Origin of the sequence: Gilliamella sp. Lep-s35, assembly GCF_009795845.1 — a bacterium.
In the GTDB taxonomy this organism is placed as follows: Bacteria; Pseudomonadota; Gammaproteobacteria; order Enterobacterales; family Orbaceae; genus Gilliamella.
In genome coordinates this window covers 1-20793 of sequence record NZ_WTEX01000002.1, presented here as the reverse complement: position 1 = coordinate 20793, position 20793 = coordinate 1, and the positions used below count along the sequence as shown (strand labels likewise).

16 protein-coding genes and 1 pseudogene are annotated in these 20793 nt (G+C 33.3%); 14 read left to right on the top strand and 3 right to left on the bottom strand.

Translation table 11 applies throughout. From position 1 onward, the window contains the following. Window positions 1-16 precede the first annotated feature (16 nt). The 7 genes from pitA to thrC all read left to right on the top strand — a co-directional run bounded on the left by pitA (window position 17) and on the right by thrC (window position 8614). Complete coding sequence (pitA, locus tag GQ590_RS00900) at window positions 17-1531, top strand: inorganic phosphate transporter PitA (protein ID WP_160405956.1); 1515 nt, start codon at window positions 17-19, stop codon at window positions 1529-1531. Window positions 1532-1594: 63 nt separating this feature from the next. Beyond that, the gene (gene uspA, locus GQ590_RS00895) at window positions 1595-2047 is read left to right on the top strand and encodes a universal stress protein UspA (RefSeq protein WP_160405955.1); all 453 of its coding nucleotides are present in this window, start codon (window positions 1595-1597) and stop codon (window positions 2045-2047) included. Window positions 2048-2235: 188 nt separating this feature from the next. Continuing rightward, on the top strand, window positions 2236-2988 hold the full coding sequence (locus tag GQ590_RS00890; RefSeq protein ID WP_368669143.1) for an SDR family NAD(P)-dependent oxidoreductase: 753 nt from the start codon (window positions 2236-2238) through the stop codon (window positions 2986-2988). 139 nt (window positions 2989-3127) lie between these two features. Then, entirely contained in the window at window positions 3128-3457 is a 330-nt protein-coding gene (locus tag GQ590_RS00885) for a hypothetical protein (RefSeq protein ID WP_160405953.1), read from the top strand. 360 nt (window positions 3458-3817) lie between these two features. After that, on the top strand, window positions 3818-6274 hold the full coding sequence (thrA, locus tag GQ590_RS00880; protein WP_160405952.1) for a bifunctional aspartate kinase/homoserine dehydrogenase I: 2457 nt from the start codon (window positions 3818-3820) through the stop codon (window positions 6272-6274). After that, window positions 6275-7213, top strand: a complete 939-nt coding sequence (thrB, locus tag GQ590_RS00875) for a homoserine kinase (protein WP_160405951.1) — start codon at window positions 6275-6277, stop codon at window positions 7211-7213. Between the two features lie 111 nt (window positions 7214-7324). Beyond that, window positions 7325-8614 carry a threonine synthase gene (gene thrC, locus GQ590_RS00870; RefSeq protein ID WP_160405950.1) on the top strand — a complete coding sequence of 430 codons (1290 nt, stop codon included), beginning with the start codon at window positions 7325-7327 and terminating at the stop codon, window positions 8612-8614. Window positions 8615-8795: 181 nt separating this feature from the next. On the opposite strand, the gene dacB is transcribed toward thrC, so the two are convergent. Continuing rightward, window positions 8796-10232, bottom strand: a complete 1437-nt coding sequence (gene dacB, locus GQ590_RS00865; RefSeq protein ID WP_160405949.1) for a serine-type D-Ala-D-Ala carboxypeptidase — start codon at window positions 10230-10232, stop codon at window positions 8796-8798. 181 nt (window positions 10233-10413) lie between these two features. On the opposite strand from dacB, the gene GQ590_RS00860 reads away from it, so the two are divergent. Beyond that, entirely contained in the window at window positions 10414-11436 is a 1023-nt protein-coding gene (locus GQ590_RS00860; protein ID WP_160405948.1) for a TerC/Alx family metal homeostasis membrane protein, read from the top strand. A gap of 43 nt (window positions 11437-11479) precedes the next feature. Here the strand turns inward: GQ590_RS00860 and cycA are convergent, their stop codons facing one another. After that, window positions 11480-12853 carry a D-serine/D-alanine/glycine transporter gene (gene cycA, locus GQ590_RS00855; protein ID WP_160405947.1) on the bottom strand — a complete coding sequence of 458 codons (1374 nt, stop codon included), beginning with the start codon at window positions 12851-12853 and terminating at the stop codon, window positions 11480-11482. A gap of 188 nt (window positions 12854-13041) precedes the next feature. Here cycA and mltA point away from each other — a divergent pair, with 188 nt between their 5' ends. The 5 genes from mltA (at window position 13042) to GQ590_RS00830 (ending at window position 19170) form a co-directional block, all read left to right on the top strand. Beyond that, on the top strand, window positions 13042-14130 hold the full coding sequence (gene mltA, locus GQ590_RS00850) for a murein transglycosylase A (RefSeq protein WP_160405946.1): 1089 nt from the start codon (window positions 13042-13044) through the stop codon (window positions 14128-14130). A gap of 71 nt (window positions 14131-14201) precedes the next feature. Beyond that, the gene (gene dcd / locus GQ590_RS00845; RefSeq protein ID WP_160405945.1) at window positions 14202-14783 is read left to right on the top strand and encodes a dCTP deaminase; all 582 of its coding nucleotides are present in this window, start codon (window positions 14202-14204) and stop codon (window positions 14781-14783) included. Window positions 14784-14816: 33 nt separating this feature from the next. Further along, window positions 14817-16694: an outer membrane assembly protein AsmA gene (asmA, locus tag GQ590_RS00840; protein ID WP_160405944.1), complete on the top strand. Its 1878-nt coding sequence runs from the start codon at window positions 14817-14819 to the stop codon at window positions 16692-16694. A 145-nt stretch (window positions 16695-16839) separates the two neighbouring features. Then, window positions 16840-18705, top strand: a complete 1866-nt coding sequence (locus GQ590_RS00835; protein ID WP_160405943.1) for a SurA N-terminal domain-containing protein — start codon at window positions 16840-16842, stop codon at window positions 18703-18705. Window positions 18706-18858: 153 nt separating this feature from the next. Beyond that, window positions 18859-19170 (top strand): helix-hairpin-helix domain-containing protein, encoded by a 312-nt coding sequence (locus GQ590_RS00830; protein WP_160405942.1) that lies wholly within the window; start codon window positions 18859-18861, stop codon window positions 19168-19170. Window positions 19171-19263: 93 nt separating this feature from the next. On the opposite strand, the pseudogene GQ590_RS12425 reads toward GQ590_RS00830, so the two are convergent. Continuing rightward, a pseudogene (locus tag GQ590_RS12425) lies at window positions 19264-19392 on the bottom strand (IS256 family transposase); the annotation flags it as partial. 241 nt (window positions 19393-19633) lie between these two features. On the opposite strand from GQ590_RS12425, the gene adhP reads away from it, so the two are divergent. Next, on the top strand, window positions 19634-20668 hold the full coding sequence (adhP, locus tag GQ590_RS00825; protein ID WP_160405941.1) for an alcohol dehydrogenase AdhP: 1035 nt from the start codon (window positions 19634-19636) through the stop codon (window positions 20666-20668). Window positions 20669-20793: the final 125 nt, after the last annotated feature.

The following is a 20793-nucleotide window of genomic DNA, read 5'->3' as shown; positions in this document are numbered from 1 at the left end:
AACAGAAAGATATATTATGTTTCATCTATTTGCTGAATTAGAATTTTCTACCGTCATATTATTAGTTATGGCGCTATTTTTTGTCCTTTTTTATGAAGCAATTAATGGATTTCACGACACAGCTAATGCTGTTGCAACTGTAATCTATACAAGAGCCTTAAAAGAGCAAATCGCTGTTTTTATGGCGGGCATGTTTAACTTCTTTGGTGTGCTACTTGGTGGATTGAGTGTTGCTTATGCTATTGTTCATCTATTGCCTACTGATTTATTACTTAATGTAAGTTCAGCTCATGGGCTTGCTATGGTCTTTTCCATTTTATTCGCTGCAATTATTTGGAATTTAGGTACTTGGTATGTTGGTATTCCAGCATCAAGCTCGCATACATTAATTGGTTCAATTATTGGAGTAGCACTGGCTAACGCATTTATAATGGATACCTCAATAATTGATGCACTTAATATTCCTAAAATGATTCAAATCTTCTTATCATTGATTATTTCTCCTATGGTAGGTCTTGTGATTGCAGGGTTGATGATTTTTTTATTACGAAAATATTGGACTCGTAAAAGTCAAAGCAAAAAAAGTAGTAAAAAACGCGAACGCATCTTTATGACACCAGAGCAACGTGAAAAACTCTATGGTAAAAAGAAACCTCCTTTTTGGATTCGAATAATGCTTATTATTTCTGCTGCAGGTGTGAGTTTTTCACATGGTGCTAATGACGGTCAAAAAGGTATTGGTTTATTAATGTTAGTATTAATGGGGATTGCACCGGCAGGTTTTATCGTTAATATGAACGCTTCGACTTATGATATAACTAACACACGTAACGCAATTCACGCAATTGAAGAATACTTTGTGGCGCATAATGATGATCTAACAGAGGTAATTGGTAAACAGCCTATATTAGATACTAGTATTGCTATAAATGACTTAAATAAATATCATTGTGATTATTCACATTCGTTTATCACCCTAGGTATTGCTAACCATTTATTTAATAAAATAAATGATTATGAGTCATTAACGGTTGAACAGCGTTCACAAGCCAGGCGTATATTACTGTGTTTATCTGATACGGTATCACATGTGGCTAAACAACCTAATGTATCGTCAGAAGACAAGCAATATTTAAAATCTTTAAATAATGATCTACTTAAAACTGTTGAGTATGCGCCAATTTGGATTATCATTGCAGTAGCTTCGGCATTGGCTGTCGGAACAATGATAGGATGGCGTCGTGTAGCTATTACTATTGGTGAAAAAATTGGTAAAAAAGGAATGACTTATGCGCAAGGGGTATCAGCGCAAATAACAACAGCTTTATCAATTGGGGTTGCAAGTTATACTGGAATGCCTGTATCAACAACTCAAGTACTTTCTTCATCAGTTGCTGGTACAATGATTGTTGATGGTGGTGGCGTTCAAAGTAAAACCATTAAAAATATTGCATTAACATGGGTTTTAACACTTCCAATTTCGATTTTGTTATCTGGATCACTTTTTTGGCTTGCTCAAAAATTGATTTAGTAGTAAAAGTAGAGTACTGGTTTAATTTACTTGAGCGTTAAAAATAGGAAGGAGAAAAGTATCATGGCTTATAAACATATATTAGTCGCAGTGGATTTATCACCTGAAAGTGAAGTACTTGTCGAAAAAGCTGTTTCTATGGCCAGACCATATAATGCTCAAATATCACTGATTCATGTTGGTATTAATTATTCAGATCTTTATACTGGTTTAGTTGATATTAATATGAATGATATGAAAGATCGTATTACCGAAGAAGCTCATCTTGCATTAAATAAATTAGCGGATGATGCAGGTTATCCTATAGCTCATACTCTTTCCGGGAATGGTGAATTTGACCAAGTATTAATCGAAGCAATTCATGAATATGGCGCTGATCTTGTCGTGTGTGGTCATCATCAGGACTTTTGGAGTAAGTTAATGTCTTCTGCTCGTCAACTTATCAATAATACACATATTGATACATTAATTGTTCCGCTAAAAGATGAAGAACCAGCGAAAGAACCTGCTAAATGAAGTATTAAATATCAACCCGTTTAATTAGCGGGTTTTTTTATAGATATTAGATAGTTTTTTGTAAAAAACTTTCAGGTAACTATGTGTTTCAGTATATTTTTATGTACTACTTTTTGTTTATGCATATAGTCGTTTATCGAAATATACTCCAATTTTAACTTAGTTTAATAAGGGGATTTAATGTGAATATAGCTTTGGTTACTGGCGCATCTTCTGGATTTGGGCAAGCTATTTGCCGTAAGCTTATAGCAGATGGTTATAAAGTTGTAGGCGTAGCTAGACGTGCAGATAAACTACAAAACCTTGCAGATGACTTAGGTGCTAATTTCTTTTCATTACCATTAGATATAACTAAAAAAGATGCAGTAAATACTATTGTATTGCAACTACCAAATGAATTTAAGCCGATAGATATTTTAATAAATAATGCAGGTCTAGCATTAGGTTTAGAACCTGCTTATGAAGCAGATTATAACGATTGGGAAACAATGATTGAAACTAACATTATTGGGCTAGTAAATCTAACTCGACAAATTTTACCAGAAATGGTTGAGCGCAATTTTGGTTATATTATTAATCTTGGATCGGTGGCTGGTACTTATGCTTATAAAGGCGGAAATGTTTATGGTGCATCTAAAGCTTTTGTTAAACAATTTAGTGCTAATTTGCGTACCGATTTGTTAGGAAAAAAGGTTAGAGTCACTAATATCGAACCGGGATTATGTGGTGGTACAGAGTTTTCAAATGTTCGCTTTCATGGCGATAACCAGAAAGCCGCACAGGTTTATCAAGGTGTTGAATTTATTACTCCTGAAGATATAGCTAATACTGTCTCTTGGTTAATTAATACACCAAATCATTTTAATGTTAACTCAATTGAAATAATGCCTGTTGCACAAGCATCAGCAGGATTATCTGTCTGTAAAGAAGTTAACGAATAATATACCTATTGGCATTGATTGTTGCATTTTGATTTTTACTAAAAATTAAAAAAAATTGCTTAGTAAACAAAATAGACTTGCACTTATGCTAATGGGTTGCTATTCTTTCTTCTTGTGATTTTGATTGAGGTTTATGGCAATGACATTTTCTGAAGTAACGAAAACATTTGCAACGAGCTTGCCTGGTACTGATAGTTATGTAAAGTTAAGAAAGGCAATGAGAGCATTAATTCAAGAAGATCCAAAAAATGCATCGGTTTATTTTTTGATTTTTGGATTTGCTCGTACATATGTTATGTTATATGAAGATCAAGAAGTATCGCCGCAATTTGCCGAAGATAATCAAAAGCTAATGTTATCGTATCTTAATATTTTAGATGAAGCATTAAAAAAACAAGATGAAAAGTGCTTATATCAAGCATTGAATAAAGTTGTTAATGAATACGAAAATAGCAAAAAGTTTTTTTAAAATTACAGCCTGACATGAAAATGTCGGGCTGTTTTGTTTTTAGTTTAATTAAATATTTCTTAGGAAAAATCATGATAATTTTAGTTAGTATGACAGGAATTATTAACACCTTAGGTACTATTATGCGATCTAGGGCGGGTTGATTTTTTCAATAAATATTAAAAACCCGCCTAAGACAAGGCGGGTTTTTTTGTTATATCCAAAAATTTTATATAAAAAGTAAATGTAGCTAAAAAATAAAATTACAACTAACGTTATACCGCTAAAAGGTTTTCTTAATACCTATCGACATAACAAGGTCGAATAAACTGTATTTTGAATCGTAATGGGCATAAATTAAAATAATAAGTAAGGTGTGATATGAAAGTTTTAAAATTTGGAGGAACATCTGTTGCTAACGCAGAACGCTTTTTGCGAGTTGCAGAAATTATTGAAAATAATGCTAAACAAGAGCAAACCGCCACTGTTTTATCGGCACCTGCTAAAATTACCAACCATTTAGTAGCCATGGTTGAAAAAACGATTGCTGGGCAAGATATCAAAAGTAACATTTATGATGCTGAAAAAATATTTGCAGATCTATTAGCAGGTCTTGCAAAAGCTCAACCTAATTTTGCTTATGAAGAGATGAAGCATTTTGCTCTTAATGAATTAAATCATGTTAAGCAATTACTTGAAGGTATCCGTTTACTCGGTCAATGTCCTGATAGTATCAATGCATCAATTATTTGCCGTGGAGAAAAGCTATCAATTGCTATTATGCAAGAACTTCTCAAAGCAAGAGGGCATATGATCACGGTAATAGATCCTGTTGCTATGCTTATTGCAGAAGGTGATTATTTAGAATCGACTGTTGATATACCACAGTCGACTCATCGAATTTCTGAAATGCACATTCCACAAGACAATTTTATACTAATGCCTGGTTTTACCGCCGGTAATGAAAAAGGTGAATTAGTTGTGCTTGGGCGAAATGGTTCTGATTATTCTGCAGCCGTATTAGCAGCTTGTTTAAGAGCAAATAGCTGTGAAATATGGACCGATGTTGATGGCGTTTATACTTGTGATCCCCGTATTGTGCCAGATGCCAAATTACTAAAAACAATGTCTTATCAAGAAGCGATGGAACTTTCATATTTTGGTGCCAAAGTCCTTCATCCAAGAACTATTTTACCTATTGCCCAATTTCAGATTCCTTGTTTAATTAAAAATACCAATAATCCTGATGCGCCAGGAACACTTATTGGTGCCAATGTTGTTGACTCAACCACACCTGTAAAAGGGATCACTAATTTAAATAATATGGCAATGATCAATGTATCAGGCCCAGGATTAAAAGGTATGGTTGGTATGTCGGCACGTGTTTTTTCTGCGATGTCTTATGCTGGCATTTCAGTTGTACTTATTACTCAATCATCATCTGAATACAGCATTAGTTTTTGTGTGCCACAAACAGAACTTTATCGTGCAGAAGAAGCTTTAAGTGATGAGTTTTATTTAGAATTAAAAGATGGATTACTTGAACCGATCGAGGTAATTGAAAGGCTTGCTATTATCTCTGTAGTGGGCGATGGCATGCGTACCTTACGTGGTTTATCAGCTAATTTCTTTACAGCATTAGCCAGAGCTAATATTAATATTATTGCTATAGCACAAGGTTCATCTGAACGCTCAATTTCAGTTGTAGTTGATAATGATGTTGCTGTAATGGGCGTTCGTGTTGCGCATCAAATGTTATTTGGTACTGATAAAATGCTTGATGTCTTTGTTATTGGTGTCGGTGGGGTTGGTGGTGCGCTTGTCGACCAAATCGGACGTCAACAAAAATGGCTTAAAAACAAACAGATTGATTTGCGAGTATGTGGTTTGTTTAACTCTAAACACAGCATAACCAATAGAGACGGTATTGATCTTAGTAATTGGCGTGATCAAATCAAACAAAGTGATACTAAATATTCATTAGATAGTATTATTGAGTTTGCCAAATCTAATCGATTACTTAATCCGATTCTCGTTGATTGCACTTCTAGTAGCGAAGTATCTGACAAATACGCTGATTTCTTAGCTAATGGCTTTCATGTCGTTACACCAAATAAAAAAGCAAATACCAGCTCAATGGCCTACTATTTACGCTTACGTCAAGAAGCTGCAAAAAGTAAGCGTAAATTCCAATATGATACCAATGTAGGGGCTGGGTTACCGGTAATTGAAAATCTTCAAAATCTACTTAATGCAGGTGATGAGTTAATCAAGTTTTCGGGAATTCTATCAGGATCGCTTTCTTTTATATTTGGTAAACTTGACGAAGGCATGTCACTATCTGAAGCAACTAAATTGGCTAAAGAGAAAGGTTTTACTGAACCTGATCCTCGAGACGATCTATCTGGAACCGATGTAGCTAGAAAGTTACTTATTTTAGCTAGAGAATCAGGTTTACAATTAGAATTGGATCAGATCAATGTCGAATCGGTTTTACCTGCTGAATATGCACAAGGTAGCATTGATGAGTTTATGGCTAAATTACCGCAGCTAGATGCAGAATTTAAAGTAAAATCTGAACAAGCAGCAAAAGAAGGTAAAGTACTACGTTATGTGGGTAGCATAGAAAACCATCAATGTAGTGTTAGAATTGAAGCTGTCGATAGCGAAGATCCTCTTTATAAAATTAAAAATGGTGAAAATGCCTTAGCTTTTTATACTCGTTATTACCAACCTATTCCACTTGTATTACGTGGTTATGGTGCTGGTAATGATGTTACTGCAGCAGGTGTTTTTGCTGATATTTTACGTACAACATCAGGTAAAATTGGAGGTTAAATGAGTTATAAATCTTTAACTGTTTATGCGCCTGCATCAATGGCTAATATTAGCGTTGGTTTTGATATATTGGGCGCAGCAATTAGCCCGATTAGTGGCGCTATGCTTGGTGACTGTATTACGGTTGAATCTGCTAACGAATTTTCTCTTACTTGCAAAGGTCAATTTGTCAAAAAGCTACCACGTGATCCAAAATGTAACATTGTATTTCAATGTTGGCAGCGATTTTGTCAAGCAATGGGTAAAACTTTACCTGTTAGTATGACTCTTGAAAAAAATATGCCAATTGGCTCTGGTTTAGGTTCAAGTGCGTGCTCAGTAGTTGGTGCATTAGTTGCATTAAATGAGTTTTTTGATAAACCTTTTAATGAATTTGAAATGTTATCCATGATGGGAGAACTTGAAGGTCGTATTTCGGGCAGTGTGCATTATGATAATGTTGCGCCATGCTATTTAGGTGGGATGCAACTTATTCTTAATGAGATGGGTATTATTAGTGAGTCGATTCCGCATTTTGATGATTGGTATTGGGTGATGGCTTATCCAGGAATAAAGGTATCAACGGCTGAAGCACGTGCAATTTTACCTGCTCAATATCAAAGGTCTGATTGTGTAGCACATGGTCGCTATGTGGGGGGATTTTTGCATGCTTGTTATACCAAACAACCTAAGCTGGCTGCCACAATGCTTTTTGATAATATTGCTGAGCCTTATCGTAAACAATTATTACCTAATTTTGATGAAACTCAAAAACGGGTTAAGCAACTTGGTGCTTTGTCATCGGGGATTTCAGGTTCAGGGCCAACAATGTTTGTGATTGCCGATAAACTTGAAACAGCTCAGCAAATTGAATTATTACTTAAAAAATATTATTTGCAAAATGATGAAGGTTTTACTCATATTTGTAAAATTGATACTCAAGGTGCAAGAGTTATTTAGTTTTTTTATTATAAAGATAGGTCTAAATCTAGAAAAAACTCCAATTTTTATTGATTAGATTGATATCAGTAAAAGTACAGAAGTAAAGCATAAAGATAACCGGAAAATATTATGAAATTATATAACTTAAAAGATCATTCCCAGCAAGTTAGCTTTGCACAAGCAGTTCAACAAGGATTAGGAAGAGGACAAGGTTTATTCTTTCCTCAACAATTACCTAAATTTTCATCATCCGAAATTGAGTCGTTATTAAAACTTGATTTCATTACACGAAGTGCCAAAATCTTATCTGCTTTTATTGGTGATGAGATTAGCTGTGATGATATGCATAGACTTGTTAAAAATGCATTTCAATTCCCTGCTCCAGTAACTTCTGTGGAAGCAGACATTGGTTCATTAGAACTATATCATGGACCAACATTAGCATTTAAAGATTTTGGTGGACGCTTTATGGCGCAAGCTTTAGTGCAAGTTGCTGCTGACAAAAAAATTACTATTTTGACTGCTACTTCTGGCGATACTGGTGCGGCTGTTGCTCATGCGTTTTATCATTTACCAAATATTCGCGTCGTGATTTTATACCCAGAAGGTAAAATTAGTCCATTACAAGAAAAGTTATTTTGTACTTTAGGTGATAATATACATACAATTGCTATTCAAAGTGACTTTGATGCGTGTCAAGCCTTAGTTAAAAAAGCATTTGATGATGAAGATTTGAAAAAAACAATCGGTTTAAACTCCGCTAACTCAATTAATATTAGCCGATTATTAGCACAAATCTGTTACTATTTTGAAGCTTTTGCACAACTCACATCAACCCAACGTGAACAGCTGGTTATCTCTGTACCGAGTGGCAATTTTGGTGACTTAACAGCAGGTCTACTTGCGAAAACAATGGGACTACCTATTAAACGCTTTATTGCCGCAACGAATGCCAATGATACCGTGCCTCGTTATTTAGAAACCGGTAAGTGGGAACCTCACACAACCATTGCAACATTATCGAATGCAATGGATGTAAGCCAACCAAATAACTGGCCCCGTATCGAAGAGATTTATAAGCGTGAGGGATGGGATCTTAAATCACTCGGTCATGCTACTGTTTCGGATGAAGTTGCTAAGCAAACTGTTTGTGAACTTGATCAAAAAGGTTACTTATCTGAACCTCATGGTGCAATTGCTTATCGAGCACTGCGTGATCAGTTACAAGAGGGTGAATATGGACTATTTTTAGGTACGGCACATCCTGCTAAATTTAAAGAAGTGGTTGAAGATATTTTAGGTAAATCAGTTTCATTGCCTAAAGAATTAGCAGAGCGAGCTGATATGACGTTACTTTCTCATTATATGCCTGATGATTTTGCTAAATTAAGGGATTTTTTAATTAATTTATATGTATAGATCCCTCGCATTTATTACCGTAATTTAATAAATTACGGTAATATGCAGAAACAATATGAGTTGTTTCTGCATATTATACCGTTAATCCCCCCCATAAAGCGATTTCAAGAAGAAAGCCTTATGCGTTTTTATAGGATTATTTTAATCATCAAGTGTACACAACTCGGCTTTTTCCTAAAAATTAGTTAATAAAATTTTTATAAAATTCCGATTCAAAACGCATAATTGCACTATTTTTAGGACCAGTTTGACGATCCGCATGGTAACCCGATAATAACTGAACAAAAGCCATATATTTACCATCAGATTTTTGTATAAATCCAGCTAAATTATAGCATCCTTGAATATAACCTGTTTTAGCACGTATCGAATCCTTAAAAGGTGCTTGGTTAAAGCTCTTGCGATTTTGTAAAGTTCCATCAACCCCTGCAATTGGTAGCTTTTCAATAATTTTTAATTGTTTGTCATGGGCGGCAATATATTGTAAAACTTCCATTAATTTATCAGCACTCACCAAGTTTAAACGAGATAAACCTGAACCATCAGCAATAACTAAGTTTTCAAGATCAATCCCCGCTTTTTTGCGTAAAATTTGTTTAACGGCATCACCACCATTACGCCATGTACCTTGGACATTATAATAATGCGCTCCTAAAGTTCTAAAAATAATATCCGCATACAAATTATTAGATTTTTTGAGCATCACTGTTAATAAATCAGAAAGTGGCGCTGATTGGTTCGAAGCTAATAAAGTTAACGTTGAGTTACTTTTTTGATTAATTTCAAAGAGCGATCCTGTATAAGTTATCTTTTGTAATTTAAGTTCATTTTTTAAAATAGTAGAAAAATACTCAACACCATCAATCACCGCAAATTTTAACGGTATTTTATCTGAACTTGCAGCAACACAGCCTGATAGATAATATCGATTTTTATATGAATAATTAACATCTAATTCACAATACCTATCATTGATGTCTTTACTATTTTTCGCGATAGTTTTTACACTCCCGATAACCACAACAGGAATATTAGAAGGTCCGGAAATAGAAGCTTTTTCGCCTACTTTCCCAGGTGTCACAGTTGCGTAAAAACAATTATCATCAATAATTGCTGCCGATGGAGAGGCATTATAACAAGCTGTTAAATTATTCCATGACCACCCTTGAGCTTTGTCATGGCTTGTAAAAATTGAAGTATCTAAAATCACATTTCCTACAATTTTTTCAATACCTTTTTGACGTAAAGTCGCAATCATATTTTTTAATTGAGCTCGAGTAAACGTTGGATCACCACTTAATTGAATAATTAAATCACCATTTAACTGTTTTTTACTTATTGAACCATTGGTTTGTATGCGCGTTATAAATCGAAAATCACTGCCTAGCTCAAGTTGAGCGGCTAAAGCAGTTATGAGCTTTTGAGTACTTGCTGGTTGTTTAAATTGATCACTTTTATATTTTGCTATTGTCTTAGGTTTAGTCCCCACCGATTGAACCAAAATGGATAAATCACTTCCTTTAGGTAAAGAAGATAGATAAGGTTCTACTGGTTGTGCATTTAATAATCCAGAAAAAAAAGAGAAAAGGAAAAAAATAATTACCTTGAATTTTATCATGAATATTGGCTCAAAATGTTATTAAATAAAAACAGTTAAATATGAGTTGCAAATATAACTTTTTTTGATTTAGCTAGCAATATATACTCAAGCACTTTTATAATTATGTACGATTGAAAAATGCAACATAACAAAAAGCAAAATTAACCCCATATAACTTTTGAAACTAGGTAATATAATTATGATTCAACATTCATTAGGTTTTCCAATAGAAACGATGTTGGTATTTATTGGACTAGCCTTGGCTGCAATTATTATTGATTTATACGCCCATCATAGCGATAAATCTATCAGTTTAAACAATGCTATTATCTGGTCAGTATTTTGGGTAATAGTTGCATTAGCATTTGCTCTATTTTTGTACATCCATCATGGCCGAGAGGTAGCAAGTTTATTTATTACAGGCTACGTTCTTGAAAAAGCTTTATCAGTCGATAATTTGTTTGTAATTATGGCGATTTTTTCATGGTTTTCAGTACCAAATAATTATCGCCATCGATTACTTTATTGGGGAGTTATTGGTGCTATTATATTTCGTGCCATATTTGTTATCCTTGGTACAGGATTGCTATATTTAGGTCCTTGGATGGAATTTGTGTTTTCAATTTTGGTTGCTTGCACAGGAGTAATGATGTTGAGAAATCAAGACAATGAACAAAATATAAAAGATTACTCAAATCACTTTGCTTTCCGCATCGCCAAACGTATTTTTCCATCTTATCCAAAAATTGTTGGCCATCGTTTTTTATTATCACAAAAGCAACTTGATGCAGAACTTACAAAACCTGAAAATAGTAATTTAGTTGGTAAAATACCTAAAAGTTTTTTTTATGCTACACCACTATTTTTATGTATTGTTGTCATTGAACTTAGTGATGTCATGTTTGCATTTGATTCAGTTCCTGCTGTGATCGCTGTTAGTCAAGAACCGTTAATCGTTTATAGTGCCATGATTTTTGCCATTTTAGGCCTTAGAACAATGTATTTTATTTTACAAGCAATGAAGCAATATTTAGTTCACATTGGTAAAGCGGTTACCTGCTTACTTTTTTTTATTGCAGGAAAATTAGCGTTAAATGCAAGTCATCACCTATTTGGATATGGTATTAATATAGATGCAACTACAAGTCTTTATATCATTTTAGGTATACTAACTTTAGGCATTATTGCTAGTATTATTTGGCCAGAAAAAGATCAAAATTAATGTTATATAAATCATAGGCAGGTCCCCCTGCCATTTATTAGAGTTAAGTACGTTTTAAAGAGCGAATATAATAACTGATCCCTAAAATAATAAACCAAATAGGTGTAGCCACTAGCGCTTGACGAGTATCAGCCTCAAAACTAAGTAACACAATCATAAAAGCAAAAAAAACTAAACAAACATAACTCATCAAAATTCCACCTGGCATTTTAAATTGAGATTGCTGATGCAAATTATCTTTTTTACGACGATAAGCAATATAAGAAATAAGAATCATCGACCAAATGAACATAAATAAAATAGCTGAAATTGTAGTGACTATGGTGAAGGCTTCCATGACATTAGGTACTAAGTAAATCAATACAACGCCGCCAAATAAACAACTACACGAAAATAATAAACCATTTGCTGGCACCGAACGACTGGATAACTTACCAAAGGGTTCTGGAGCATCTTGTTTTTTAGCCAGTCCAAATAGCATTCTACTTGTTGAGTAGATACCACTATTAGCTGAAGATGCTGCAGATGTTAGTACGACAAAATTAATGATGCTTGCTGCAGCAGGCAGACCAATTAAGGTAAATAACTCAACAAAAGGACTTTTGTTTGGCGAAATTAATTCCCACGGTGTTACACTCATAATAATGATTAAAGCAAAAACATAGAAAAAAATAATACGCGCAGGCACAGAATTAATGGCTCGTGGTAAATTTTTGTTCGGATCGACTGTTTCTGCTGCTGTTGTACCAACTAATTCAATTCCCACAAAAGCAAAAATCGCAATTTGAAAGCCTGCAAAAAAGCCCATAGCACCATGAGGGAAAAATCCACCGTATTCCCATAGATTGGAAAATGCAGCGGTGGTATTAGTTTGCTCGGAATGAAACGCAGTTAAAATCAGTACAAGTCCAATACCAATCAAGGCTAAAATTGCAATAATTTTAATCATTGAAAACCAAAACTCTGTTTCACCAAACATTTTTACTGTTAATAAGTTTAAAGTTAATAGCAAAACAACCGTTAACAGCATTGGTATCCATGACTGTAACTCGGGAAACCAATGTTGAGCATATCCAGCAATGGCAACAACGTCTGCAATCCCTGTTACAACCCAACAAAACCAATAAGTCCAACCAGTAAAAAATCCAGCCCAAGAACCTAAAAGATCATTAGAAAAATCACTAAATGATTTATAATTTAGATTAGAGAGAAGGATTTCACCCATCGCACGCATAACAAAAAACAAGATGAAACCAATAATCATATAGACAAAAATAATAGAAGGCCCTGCAAGGCTGATAGTCTTTCCTGAGCCCATGAATAAGCCGGTACCAATTGCGCCACTAATTGCGATTAATTGAATATGGCGATTAGAAAGGTTACGCTTTAGATCATGTTTTGAGGATGTAATGCTCATCGCTATTATTTCCTTTTATTTTCATAATTTTTAGGATGATAGGACTATAAAGTCTATAGCATAATATCGCAAGCCTAATTGTTATGAAAAATTTTTATAACTACATTATATTTATTGGTAGTTTCTTATAATAGAATTGTGTAGCATAAATAATAGTATTTTTTAACTTATTATGATTATTTACTCAAATGAAACAAAACATTCGTTATTATCGTTTTTATTTTTTATGCATTTTATTTATTTTATTTCTTCTAATCATTATCCTAAAAAATACCAATAAACCAACTGCTCAGGGTCAACAATATAAAGATGGACAACTATCTTTACCACTAAATATCAGTCATCCTCAATTAAATATCCCTGTCAATGTATCAGACTATATTATCCAAGTTGAAAAAATTAAATCGTCATCTCCTGCTTTGTATCGTAAAAATGAACATATATATAAAGCTATAAATGAATGGATTAATCGTTCTTTAAAAACTGATGAATTTGATAAAGTTGGACTTAATAGTTATGAAATGGTTGGACAAGATGGATACGGTAATGTACATTTAACGGGTTATTACACGCCAATAATCAAAGCAAGACATCAACCAACAGCAGAATTTAAATATCCTATCTACAAAATGCCCACTAGTAGTGGAGAGCAATTACCCAATCGTGAGCAAATTTATAATGGTGCATTAGCAGGAAAGGATCTTGAAATCGCTTATAGTAACTCTTTAATGGATAACTTTATTATGGAAGTGCAAGGTAGTGCTTATATTGATTTTGAAGATGGTTCACCTTTAGTCTTTTTTTGCTATGGAGGTAAAAATAATCATGGTTATTCAAGTATAGGAAGATTATTAGTTGAGCAAGGTGAAATAACAAAAGAAAACATGTCCATACAATCAATTAAAGATTGGGCAGAAAATCAAAACGAAGAACAACTTAAATCTTTATTAATTCAAAACCGTTCATTTGTTTTTTTCAAACCACAATATAATGCCGAGGTCATAGGTGCTGCTGAAGTACCTTTAGTGGCAAACGCATCGGTTGCTTCAGATAAATCGATCATTCCTATAGGAGCTGTAGTATTAGTTGATGTACCACTTCTTGATGATGATGGCCAATATCGAGGTAGACGAGAAACTCGACTTATGGTTGCTCTTGATGTTGGTGGAGCTATAAAAGGTCAACATTTTGACCTTTATTTAGGAGTTGGTGATAAACCAGGAAAATTAGCGGGATACTATAACCATTATGGACGTGCATGGGTACTAAAACCTTAAGCAACTAACATCGACGCCATTAAAAGAACCTGTTAGAATAAGGTAATATAAGCTTGAATTAAGGATAACTCATGAGATTATGTGACAGAGATATCGAAGCATATTTACAAAATGGTAAATTAAAAATAACACCACAACCCGCAGCAAGTTGTATCAATGGTGCAACGGTTGATGTTAGATTGGGCAATCAATTTCGAACTTTTCGGGAACATACCACACCCTATATAGATTTAAGTGGACCTAAAGAAGAAGTATCAGCAGTGCTAGAACGAGTAATGAGCGAGGAAATAGTCTTACCGGAAGGTGATGCTTTTTATTTGCACCCTGGTGAATTAGCATTAGCGGTAACATTAGAATCAGTCACTATTCCTGATGATTTGGTTGGTTGGTTAGATGGCCGTTCATCGCTTGCCAGACTAGGGCTTATGGTTCACGTTACAGCTCATCGTATCGATCCTGGTTGGCAGGGACAGATTGTGTTAGAATTTTACAATTCAGGAAAAATTCCATTAGCACTTAGACCTGGCATGACAATCGGAGCACTCAGTTTTGAAACACTAACAGGATCTGCTGCAAGACCATATAATCGAAGGCAAGATGCAAAATATAAAGACCAACATGGAGCAGTTGCCAGTCGTATTGATAAAGACTAAGCATTTTATATGCCTTAATAAAGGAACTTTAATATGATCAAAAAAATATTGATTATTCTATTTGCCTTAATTCTAGCTATTTTAATTAGCATTTTTTCACTTATTATTTTTGTAGATCCTAACAACTTTCGCGGATTTATTTCAGATACAGTGAAAGATAAAACAGGTTATGAATTATCTATTGATGGTAATTTGCGTTGGCATATATGGCCACAAGTGAGTATTTTAACCGATTCAGTAAAACTATCTGAGACTGATGCAGCTAAACCTATTTTAACAGCAGATAATATGAGACTTGATGTTGAGTTATTGCCTCTTTTCTCAAAAAAATTATCAGTTAAAAATATATTTATAAGATCAGCAACCATCAATATTACTGATGAAAGTAAAGGAACTATTACAACAAATGGAGCTAAAACACCATCTAATTCTACTAATGAATCAACTAACTCGAAAGATTCAAAAAAATCATCTAATTGGCAATTTAGTTTAAATAAATTTGAAGTTGTTGATAGTACAGTGGTGTTCAAACATAAAAACGATTTAATTAATTTTAGAAATATTAATCTGATAATAGAACAAAATAATAATAAAAATATTTCCATTGATTTAAGTGGTAATATAGATAAAAACCAACAAAATTTATCGTATATAGCACGTGCTAATGTCGATCTAAATCAATTTCCGGAACAAGCAATAATTGACTTAAAAAAGTTTGATTTCACATATAAAGGCATTGCTAACTCGGCCAAAGAACTTAAAGGCAATATAAATGGCGTATTTAACTATCAACAGGCCCCAAGGTCGTTAAAAAGCCAAAATTTATCTTTTTCAGTTAATGAAAATTATTTTACTGGCTATATCAATGCTGATTTAGCCAGTAAACCATATATAGATTTTCAGGTAAATTCAGATAAAATTGATCTTTATTCATTTTTAAAAATAGATGAAAAATCAAATGAAAATGCGCCGACTCAACAAACATCACCGGTGGTATCAAATATCACAAAAACCAATAATGAATTAAGTTTTTTAAATACTTTTGATGCTAAAGCTAAGTTAAGTATTAAACAGTTCAATGCTAACAAAATAAGATTAAATAATATTGATGTTGATATTACTAATAATGACGGTATTGCAATATTTAAAAATATTAGTTTTGATTTTGCCAAAGGTCGTATAGTTGCAACGGGTTTAGCAAATGGCAAACAAAAAAATACCCTAATGAAGCTTAATACTAAAATAACTAATATTGATTTAAATTCATTTTTTCACCAAATAGATATAGCACATGATCTTGAAGGTTTATTTAACGCTACAGGGGATTTAGAAAGTAATAGTCTAGTTGGTTCAGCACTTTTAGCTAGCTTAAAAGGGAATCTTGCTATTGTTGTGACGAATGCAAGACTCAATAATTTAAATATTCAAAGCATCATCCAAAATGCAGCAGCTAAATATTCTAAAGAAGCCATAACACCAGAAAATCAAAAAAAATATACCGAATTTCATAAAATTACGGTTAATGGCTATTTGAAGCAAGGTAACTTGGAGTTTTCAACATTAAATGCTAATTCTGAAACACTTGATGTTATTAATGGTTCAGGGCAAGTTGGAATATTAAAACGGGACTTGGATATTAATTTGAACTTGAAAATGTTAGGTGGTTGGAACGCTAAAAATGAAACGATTGCAAAACTACAAAAGTTGACAATACCACTACGTATTTATGGCCAATTTACTAAACTTCATTACCAAATTGATATGAGTAAATTACTTACCGATGTTATAAGTGATAAATTACAAGAACGTTTAGAAAAACTCCGTGACAAATTAGATAATCATAATTCTAAAGAACATTCAAAATCTAAATCAAAAGCAGCCGATATCTTAGGTGGGTTGCTAAGAAAATAGTAATAAAAACGTGAGTTAAACTCATCAATCTGAGATCAACTTTGGTTGATCTTTTTTTTAAGCTCAACATTATGTTAATAGCCAATTTAGCTAAATATGCTATACTTGCAAAGTTCAACATTAGGTATATGGAGAATCGCAAGAAATGATGGAAACAATCCGAACAGCAGCAAATAGTATTGTTGTTAAGATTATTTTTGCAATAATTATTGTATGTTTTATTTTTACTGGCGTCGGATTTTTAGGCTTTGGTGGTAGTAAAAATAGTGTACGAGATCAACAACAATACATTGCAAAAGTTGATGGTGAAGGTATTAGCCGAGCAGGATTTGAAGCACAAGCTAAAGCAGAAATAGAAAAATCTGGTGGCAGTAGTTATTTTATTAAACAGATACGCCGTAAGGTATTATCTCATCAAATTGATAATTATTTAGCTTATAAATTTTCACAAGAGATTGGTATAGCTATTAGTCATGATCAGATTGAAAATTTTATTAAGAAACAAAGTATTTTTTTCAAAAATGGACAATTTGATAATCAAACATATTTAGAAACTTTGGCTGAGAATGGCTTGACTTCAGATAGTTATGCTGAAGTTATAAAAACGGTATTACAGCAACAACAGCTTGTTAATTCCTTAACAAATAGTAATTTTGTTTTGCCAATTGATTCTGAAATATCTTTACTTAAAAATCAGACAAGAAAAGTATACGCTACTTCGGTTAATACTTCTGTAAGTGATATTGATGAGTCAACTATCACGTTCGATGATGAACAAAAATATTATAACGAACATTTAAAAGCGTTTTTTAAAAATGAGCGCGTAAAAGTTAAATATATTTTGACTTCTGAAGATACAATAAGAAAAACAATTGATGTTCCAGAAAGCGAGCTTAGAAACGAGTATGATAAAAATATTAAAGCTTATTCATATCCAGCTAAAAAAGCTTATAGTGTAATTTTTGTTACCGATAAAGAACAAGCTAATAATATTGCAAAAAATCTTTCTTCTGCTAAGACTAGTTTTGAAAATATTGTTAAAACAGTGAATCAAAATCAAAGTATTTCTCCATATGGTAAAAATGGTTCATTGGGATGGTTTGCTGATGATGATTCTTTACCTCAAGTATTTAAAGATGCTAAGTTGAAAAAGATAGGACAAATTTCGTCACCAATCAATATTGATAACGGTTATGCAATAGTGAAATTAGATGGTATCCAACCTAAGAAGGTTATGGATTTTAATTACATAAGGTATCAAATTCATTCAGAACTCTTTAACCAAAAACTTAAGCAAGCATTAGAAAATGAAGAAAGTAAAATTAGAACTGCATTGAGTCAATCGCCTAATAGCATTGAAGAGCTTGCTAGCAAAGTTGGATTGGAAGTAAATACTTCAGATTGGATTACTTTCGATGATAAGTTTTCAATTGCCTCTTATCCTGAAGTGAGAGATGTAATATTTAGTGAAGAAATGATTATTGATGGTAAAACGACGGGTAACATTTCTGATTTAATACCTGTTGATAGAAATTATGGGAAATATGATTTTGTTGTACAAACAATTGATTATCGTCCTGAAGGAATAGCATCATTTGATGAAGTTAAAGATGACATCCATAAAAAACTTGTTACCGAAATGACTCAGAATAAATTCAAATCTAGTGTTGATAATATATTGACGGAATTGAACGAAACAGGAAAAGCTAAAAATGTGCAGTTTGCAAAGAATTATACTTTGAATCGAAATTCAACCGAACTTAATAAACAAGTTATTGATATGGTTTTTAATTTAAATCCTTCAGTAGAGAATAAACCTGTTTACGGTGTAGAATTTTTGGATGATAAAAATGCTTACATTGTTGTGCTAACTAAGGTAGACACACCGAAAGACTATAATGATATTTCTTCTGAATTGTTACCTAAATTCATTAATAATACGCATTATTATCTTGCAGCAGATATACGCTCTAAGGTTAAGATAGAAATTATGCCTGATGCTAATTTGTGATTGAGTTCTCAAAATAGTAGCAATAATTGAAAAAAAGAAAAGTCACTTAGGTGACTTTTCCCATTTTTATAATTCATAAAATTTTTTTATCTGATTAAGTGAGATAGTTATTACGCAAATTTACTTGCGTAACTATTTTTAGAGGTTAATCAAATGAAAATATTTTCACTATTATTTATTCTGTTATCTAGTTTCATTTTTCCAAATATAAGTTTTGCTGATTCGACTCCTATAACATCTTCACCAATTAAGAAGGAACAGAAGCAAATTGCTCAGGTAAATATTAATACCGCAACAGCAGAAGAATTATCAAAAGTATTGACTGGAATTGGGGCAAATAAAGCTCAGAAAATTATCGAATATCGGGAAAAATTTGGGCCTTTTGTTTCTGTTGAGCAGTTAAAAGAAGTTTCAGGAATTGGTCAAGCAACACTAGATAAAAATGCTGGTAAAATAATTTTATAATTGACCTAATCCCAAATTTTATGTGCTTACCCGTTAAAGGTGACAGTTGATTCTGTCACCAAATTCTATAATAAACCAACTTATTGCACTTTTCTAGTTTTGGAGCGGCATAGTCCATTTTTCTAAAGTTTGTTGTATTGCTAAATAGATGATTTTTTAACTGAGGTTATCGGTTGGAAAAATTTTGCGTTTCTTGATGGCGTGGCGTATAACGCTGTTTAAAGGTTAAAGGCTCTATCGCTATTTTCAGCTTTTTGATAACCAAACGGCATAGAATCCTGAATATTTTTTACAAAAATAACCTGAAAAGCGGATAATTGTGCAAATATTACATAATAAGTACACAACTATAGAAATAATTATTTTTTTATAATTTTGTGAAATTACTCATATTTTTTCAAAATAATTCGTTTAGAATGAGAATCAATTATATTTTAACTTTAAAATTATTTAGGAGAAAAATATGAAAGCTGCTGTTATCAAACAAGAATGTGATGGACAAGTCGAAATTAAAGATATTCCAGTTCGTCCTTTAGAAGCCGGGGAAGCGCTTGTTGATGTTGAATATTGTGGCCTTTGCCATACCGATCTCCATGTTGCTGCTGGCGATTTTGGTAAAAAGCCAGGGCGCGTTATTGGTCACGAAGGCGTAGGGATTGTGACCAAAATCGCTCCTGATGTAAAAAGTCTGAAAATCGGAGATCGAGTTAGTATTGCTTGGTTTCATGCCGGGTGTGGTACTTGTGAGTATTGTATTTCAGGCAATGAAACATTTTGCCGAAGCGCTTTAAACTCTGGTTATACTGTCGATGGTGGTATGGCAGAACAGTGTATTGTTAAGGCTGATTATGCAGTTAAAGTGCCAGAAGGGCTCGATCCTGCACAAGCAACTAGTGTCACTTGCGCTGGAGTGACTACCTATAAAGGCATTAAAGTGGCGGATACTAAACCAGGACAATGGCTTGCTGTTTTTGGTATTGGTGGATTAGGAACACTCGCAATTGAATACGGTAAAAAAGTGTTTAACAATAAAGTAGTTGCAATCAGTAATAGTGATAGCCAATTAGAATTATGTAAAACCTTAGGCGCTGATTTAGTTGTTAATCCTAAAAAAGTTGAAGATGTTGGTGCTTATATTAAAAAGCATACTGATGGTGGCGTTCATGGCGCTGTTGTAACTTCTGTGACTAAAACAGCGTTCAATCAAGCTATCAATTCAGTGCGACCTTTAGGGCGTGTGGTTGCATTAGGTCTACCTTCTGAAAATATGGATTTGAGCATTCCTAAAACAGTATTAGATGGTATTCAAGTTTTAGGTTCACTGGTGGGGACTCGTGAAGATTTGGCTGAAGCATTTCGTTTTAGTGCAGAAGGTAAAGTTGTACCAATAGTTGAAAAAAGACCATTGGAAGATATCAACAACATGATCGATGAAATGAAAGCAGGTAAAATTCGGGGCCGTATGGTGGTTGATATGAAAATGAAGAAAAATAAATAAGTTGTAGTAAAACATCATGTTGTTTACACTTCATGTATAATAGCTCAAACTTAATCTGACAGACACATATTACTCATCGGCTTTCATTTTAACAAAATGCGTGTCCGATGAGCAAAATAAATTCT

Excerpts from the sequence above, each read along its gene's own strand:
- dacB (WP_160405949.1), bottom strand. The coding sequence starts at position 10,232 with ATGATAAAATTCAAGGTAATTATTTTTTTCCTTTTCTCTTTTTTTTCT.
- thrA (WP_160405952.1), top strand. The coding sequence starts at position 3,818 with ATGAAAGTTTTAAAATTTGGAGGAACATCTGTTGCTAACGCAGAACGC.
- GQ590_RS00835 (WP_160405943.1), top strand. The coding sequence starts at position 16,840 with ATGATGGAAACAATCCGAACAGCAGCAAATAGTATTGTTGTTAAGATT.
- uspA (WP_160405955.1), top strand. The coding sequence starts at position 1,595 with ATGGCTTATAAACATATATTAGTCGCAGTGGATTTATCACCTGAAAGT.
- mltA (WP_160405946.1), top strand. The coding sequence starts at position 13,042 with ATGAAACAAAACATTCGTTATTATCGTTTTTATTTTTTATGCATTTTA.
- thrB (WP_160405951.1), top strand. The coding sequence starts at position 6,275 with ATGAGTTATAAATCTTTAACTGTTTATGCGCCTGCATCAATGGCTAAT.
- asmA (WP_160405944.1), top strand. The coding sequence starts at position 14,817 with ATGATCAAAAAAATATTGATTATTCTATTTGCCTTAATTCTAGCTATT.
- GQ590_RS00885 (WP_160405953.1), top strand. The coding sequence starts at position 3,128 with ATGACATTTTCTGAAGTAACGAAAACATTTGCAACGAGCTTGCCTGGT.
- dcd (WP_160405945.1), top strand. The coding sequence starts at position 14,202 with ATGAGATTATGTGACAGAGATATCGAAGCATATTTACAAAATGGTAAA.
- pitA (WP_160405956.1), top strand. The coding sequence starts at position 17 with ATGTTTCATCTATTTGCTGAATTAGAATTTTCTACCGTCATATTATTA.
- adhP (WP_160405941.1), top strand. The coding sequence starts at position 19,634 with ATGAAAGCTGCTGTTATCAAACAAGAATGTGATGGACAAGTCGAAATT.
- thrC (WP_160405950.1), top strand. The coding sequence starts at position 7,325 with ATGAAATTATATAACTTAAAAGATCATTCCCAGCAAGTTAGCTTTGCA.
- cycA (WP_160405947.1), bottom strand. The coding sequence starts at position 12,853 with ATGAGCATTACATCCTCAAAACATGATCTAAAGCGTAACCTTTCTAAT.
- GQ590_RS00860 (WP_160405948.1), top strand. The coding sequence starts at position 10,414 with ATGATTCAACATTCATTAGGTTTTCCAATAGAAACGATGTTGGTATTT.
- GQ590_RS00830 (WP_160405942.1), top strand. The coding sequence starts at position 18,859 with ATGAAAATATTTTCACTATTATTTATTCTGTTATCTAGTTTCATTTTT.